4 protein-coding genes are annotated in these 5530 nt (G+C 72.4%); 2 read left to right on the top strand and 2 right to left on the bottom strand.

Features of this window, described 5'->3' with window-relative positions:
• On the top strand, positions 1-1169 hold a 1169-nt coding region (locus tag AOK15_RS20205), incomplete at its 5' end, for an ABC transporter substrate-binding protein (RefSeq protein WP_240508511.1).
• A gap of 99 nt (positions 1170-1268) precedes the next feature.
• Here AOK15_RS20205 and AOK15_RS20200 read toward each other — a convergent pair.
• Together AOK15_RS20200 and AOK15_RS20195 are read right to left on the bottom strand one after the other, a co-directional pair.
• Positions 1269-2753, bottom strand: coding sequence for a sensor histidine kinase (locus tag AOK15_RS20200; RefSeq protein WP_055518840.1), 1485 nt, complete (start codon positions 2751-2753; stop codon positions 1269-1271).
• Entirely contained in the window at positions 2750-3418 is a 669-nt protein-coding gene (locus tag AOK15_RS20195) for a response regulator transcription factor (RefSeq protein WP_205632180.1), read from the bottom strand. Before AOK15_RS20195 ends, AOK15_RS20200 begins: the two co-directional genes overlap by 4 nt.
• Positions 3419-3656: 238 nt before the next feature.
• Here AOK15_RS20195 and AOK15_RS20190 point away from each other — a divergent pair.
• Positions 3657-5530: MMPL family transporter (locus AOK15_RS20190; RefSeq protein ID WP_240508513.1), on the top strand; the 1874-nt coding region annotated here is incomplete at its 3' end.

Below are 5530 nucleotides of genomic sequence, written 5' to 3'. Positions count from 1 at the left end.
ACGTCGGCCCCGCCTCGCTCCTCGACACCCTCCAGTCGGTGAGCGTGGACGGGCAGACCGTCAGCTTCCGCCTCACCGCGCCGGACGCCACCTTCCCGTACAAGATCGCGACGGGCGCCGGGGCGATCGTCGACCGCACCGAGTACCCGGCGAACCGGCTGCGCACCGACGGCGGCGCCGACGGCACCGGGCCGTACGTCCTGACGTCGTACACGAAGGACCGGCAGGCCCGCCTCAGCCCCAACGAGAGCTACCGGGGCGCCGTCCAGCACACCGGCAGACCCGTTCTCATGCGCTACTACGAGGACTCGGCGGCGCTGGAGAAGGCGTGGCAGGAACGCCGTGTCGACGTCGCCGCGCGCACCCTGCCGCCCGCGGTGCTCGCGGGGCTGTCGCCCAGCGGCCCCGGCCGGCGGGTCACGGAGTCCGACAGCACCGAGACCCGCGACCTGGTTCTCAACGTCCGGGAGAACTCGCCCCTCCACGACCGCCGGGTGCGGCAGGCGCTGGCCGCCGTGATCAACCGGGAGAAGCTGGTCTCCCAGGTCTACCAGGGCACCACCGACCCGCTGTACTCCCTGATCCCGGCCGGCGTCACGGGCCACACCACCTCGTTCTTCGACACGTACCCCAAGCCCGATCCGCAGCGGGCCCGCAAGCTGCTCGACGCGGCCGGCGTGAGCATGCCGGTGCGCTTCACGTACGGGTACGCCGAGGGCCGGGAGTCGGCCGTCGCCGAGGCCGCCGAGCTGAAGCGGCAGTTGGAGGCGACCGGGCTGTTCTACGTGACGACGAAGGCCTACCCCTGGGCCGACTTCCAGCAGCGTTACGCCGACGGCAGGCTCGACGCGTACGGCGTCGGCTGGGTGGCCGACTTCCCCGACCCCGACACCTTCAGCGGGCCCCTCGTGGGCACCGACGGCTCCCTGAAGAACGGGTACAGCAGCAAGGAGGCCGACCGGCTCGTCCGGGACGGCCGGCGCTACGAGGACCGCAGCCGGGCGGTGGAGGACTTCAAGAGCCTCCAGGACGTCGTCGCGCAGGACGTCCCGCTGATCCCGCTGTGGCAGCGCAAGGAGTACGTGCTCAGCACGGAGGACGTCGGCGGGGCGCAGTACCTGTCCGACGCGACCGGGGTGTTCCGGTTGTGGCGGCTGGACTGGATCTGACGGGGTGTTCCGGTTGTGGTGGCCGGACTGGGCCTGACGGAGCCCTCCGGCTGTGGTGGGCCGGACTGGATCCGACGGCGAGCGGGGGCCGCGGACGTCTCAGCGCGGCGGCAGGGTCACCGTCACCTCCAGGCCGTCGCCCGGGGACGTGGTCACCGTGACCTCCCCGCCGTGGGCCTCCGCCACGCCCTGCACGATGGCCATGCCCAGGCCGCTGCCCGCGCCCCCGCCCGCCCGGAAGAAGCGGTCGAAGATCCTGGCCGCGTCCTCCTCCGGCAGCCCCGGCCCCTCGTCCGCGACGGACAGCCGCACGGTGCCGTCCTGCCGTGCCACGCACAGGCGTACCGGCACGTCGGCGGGGGTGTGGGTGCGTACGTTGCTCACCAGGTTGCCCAGGATCTGCCGCAGCCCCGACTCGTCGGCATGCACGAGGAGGGCGCCCGCCGCGGCCACCGTGACGGGGCGTTCGGGCTGCTGGGCGCGGAGATCGGCGGCGGCGTCACGGACCAGGCAGGCCAGGTCCACGTTCCGCAGCCGGAGTTCGGGGTGCTGGTCGAGGCGGGCGAGGGTGAGGAGTTCGTCCACGAGATGGCCCATGCGGTCGACCTCGCCGTTCATACGGTCCCAGGCGCGACGGCGTTCGGCCGGATCGGTGAGCATGCCCTTCTCGTAGAGCTGGAGGTAGCCGCGGATCGCGGACAGCGGGGTGCGCAGCTCGTGGGAGGCGTCGCCGACGAAGCGACGCAGTTGGGCGGCGCTGTGTTCGCGGGTGCGGTAGGCCGACTCGACCTGCTGGAGCATCGAGTTGAGGGCGAGGCGCAGCTGCTCGACCTCCAGCGTCGCCTCGGAGCTGGAGGGGATGCGGCGGGTCAGATCGCCCTCGGCGATCGCGGACGACGTCTCGACCATGTCCTCCAGGGGCCGCATCCGGCGACGCACACTGAACAGCGTCAGACAGGCGAGGAGCGCGAGGAGCAGGCCGCCGACACCGAAGTCCAGCCGCAGGGCCTTGGCGATGACCTGGTGGAGCGACTCGGTGGAGGTGGCGAGCAGCACGGTCGTGCCGTCGCCGAGGCGGGCCGCGGTGACCCGGTGCGGGGCGCCGGACACGTCGACGTCATGGGGTTCGTCGTCGGCGACGAGGGCCGCCGGGTCGTCGACGGCGGCGGCGAGCGCCCGCTGCCCGGCGGTGGGCGCGAAACCGGCGACGGTCAGCGGCTCACCCCGGTCGTCCAGGGCGGTGAAGACGGCGCCCTGGACGAGGGAGTCGGCGTCCTCGGCGGCCGGGTCGGCGGACGCCTTGCGGCTGACGGCGACCAGCGCGCTCAGCGCGTCGACCTGCTCCATGCTGACCTGCGCCCGGCCGATCGAGTCGCGGGTGGTCATCAGCTCGGCGTCGACGCTGTCCAGCAGGTACAGCCGCATGCCCATCGCGCTGACCGTGGTCGCCGCGGTGATCGCCACGGCCAGCAGCACCACGTTGGCGAGGGTGAGCTTGGCCCGCAGGGAGTAGTGGCCGCGCCCCTGCCGGGGCCTGCCGGGGGGCCGCCGGAGCCTTCCGGGGAGCCGCACGGGGAGTGTCATGCCAGTCCGTATCCGACGCCCCGCCGTGTGGTGATCAGCGGCGGGCCGAGGGCGTCCAGCTTGCGGCGCAGATAGCTGATGTAGGTCTCCACGACGGTCGACTCGGCCGGCGCGTGCTCGTACTGCCAGACGTGGCGCAGGAGTTGCTCCTTCGGCACGATCCGCCCGCCGTTGCGCACCAGGAACCGCAGCAGGGCGTACTCCGTCGGCGTCAGCTCCACCGTGCGGCCCGCCCGGTGCACCGAGTACGTCGTCTCGTCCAGCTCCAGGTCGCCGTAGCGCAGCGGCGGGCGCTGGGGGAGGACGTCGGCACGCCGGGTACGGCGCAGCACGGCGGTGACGCGGGCGACCACCTCGTCGATGTGGAACGGCTTGGTGATGTAGTCGTCGCCGAAGCCGAGCGCGCCCACGATCTCGGCGGGCGAGTCCCGCGCGGTCAGGAAGACCAGCGCCAGCTCCGGCCTCCGGGCGCGCAGTTCACGGCCGAGGGCCCGGCCGTCGCCGTCCGGGAGCATCACGTCCAGCAGGGCCGCGTCGGGCCGGGTGCGCTCGGCGAGCGCGAGTGCCTCCCGGACCGTACCGGCCGTCATCACCTCGAAGCGGTGGTAGCGCAGGGCGATGGCGAGGACGTCCGCGATGCTCGGCTCGTCCTCGACGACGAGCACGGTGGCCGTCGTCCCTTGCTGCCCGGCCCCGGCGTGGCCCACGGCCTCGTCGACTCCCTCGTCTCGGGTCATGTCCTCAGTATCCGCACCGGTGTTGCGCCCGGGGAGGGCTTCCTCCTTGGAGTTCCTTGAGAGTCATGGGCCGGCCATGTCGTCCCGGCCGCCCGGCCGTCGAAGGTGGTCCGAGGACCTGGGGGACCCATCGACCGCCGCAGAAGGAGAGTTGATCGTGGCGACATTGGCACGATGGTGCTATCAACACCGACTGGTGGTCCTGTTGCTGTGGGTGGGGACGGTGTTCGGTGTCGGCTTCGCCGGCTCGGCAGCGGGCACCGACTACGCGAACGTCTTCTCGCTCCCGGACACGGACTCCAAGCGCGCGTACGACCTGATGGACAGGGCCTTCCCGGAACGCGCGGGCGACGTCGACACGGTGGTGTGGAAGGTCGACGACGGGTCGGTCGGGGACGCGTCCGTACGGTCCCGGATCGAGCCCGCGCTCGAACGGATCGGGCGGATGGACGGCGTCGGCGAGGTCACCGGCCCCTACGGGAGGGGCGGCACCGCGGGCGGCGGCGCGGGCGTCAGCCGGGACGGGACGATCGCCTACGCCCAGGTGACCTTCACCGAGCAGGCGAACTCCGTACCGAAGGCGCTGATCGACGACGTCATCGAGGCGGCGCGGGACGCCGAACGGGACGGACTCCAGGTGGAGCTGGGCGGTCAGGCGATCGCCCGGGCGCAGGAGGCCACCCAGGGCACGTCCGAGGCGGTCGGCATCCTCGCGGCGGCCGTCGTCCTCTTCCTGGCCTTCGGCTCGTTCTTCGCGATGCTGCTGCCGATCGTCGTGGCGATCGCGGGTGTCGGCACCGGCATGACGGCCACGGCCCTGCTCAGCCACACCACGAACATCCCGGACGTGGCCCCGCTGCTCGGCTCGCTCATCGGTCTCGGCGTCGGCATCGACTACGCCCTGTTCATCGTCACCCGGCACCGGCGCGGCATCCTGCGCGGCATGAAACCGGAGGAGGCGGCCGTGACCGCCCTCAACACCTCCGGCCGCGCGGTGCTGTTCGCGGGCGGCACCGTGTGCATCGCCCTCGCCGGCATGCTGGTGATGAACCTCCGCTTCCTGGACGGTGTCGTCATCGCGACCTCGTTGACCGTGGTGCTGAGCGTGCTCGCGGCGGTCACCCTGCTGCCGGCCCTCCTCGGGGTGCTGGGCCCGCGCGTCCTCAGCCGCCGCGAACGGCGCCGGCTCGTGGCCGCCGGCCCCGAGCCGGAGGTGACCAGCGGTCTCGCCGCCCGCTGGTCGGCGTACGTCGAGCGGCGCCCCCGCTCGACCGCCGTGCTCGCCCTCGTCGTGATGGTGGTCCTCGCGGTGCCCGTCCTGTCCATCCGGCTCGGCACCTCCGACCAGGGCAACCACCGGGACACGACGACCACCCGGCAGGCGTACGACCTCCTCGCGGAGGGGTTCGGCCCCGGCTTCAACGGGCCTCTCCAGGTCGTCGTGGACGGCACGGACACGAAGGGCCTCGTCGCGCGCATCGAGTCCACACCGGGTGTGTCCCAGGTCGCCGCCGTACCGCCCGCGAACGGTGTCACCGTGATCCAGGTCGTCCCGACGACCTCGCCCCAGGACGAGCGGACGGACCTGCTCATCGACCGGCTGCGGGACGACGTGATCCCGGCGTCCGGGACGGAGGCCCATGTGGGCGGGGTGACGGCGGTGTCGAAGGACTTCGCGTCGGTCACGGGCGACCGGCTGCCCTACTTCATCGCGACGATCATCGCGCTGGGCTTCCTGCTGCTGATGGTCGCCTTCCGCTCCCTGGTGGTGCCGCTGACGGCCGCGCTGATGAACCTCGTCGCGGCGGCCGCGTCCTTCGGCGTCCTGGTGGCGGTCTTCCAGTGGGGCTGGGGCACGGAACTGCTCGGCATCGGCAAGGAGGGTCCGATCGCCGCGTTCCTGCCGGTCATCATGCTCTCCCTCCTCTTCGGGCTCTCCATGGACTACCAGGTGTTCCTGGTGAGCCGCATGCACGAGGAGTGGGTCCACACCAAGGACAACGCACGCGCCGTGCGGGTCGGCCTCGCCGAGACCAGCCG

This window comes from Streptomyces ossamyceticus, assembly GCF_001418475.1.
Lineage (GTDB): Bacteria > Actinomycetota > Actinomycetes > Streptomycetales > Streptomycetaceae > Streptomyces > Streptomyces ossamyceticus.
Note: the sequence above shows the minus strand (reverse complement) of the source record. Positions and strands in the feature narration are given on the sequence as shown.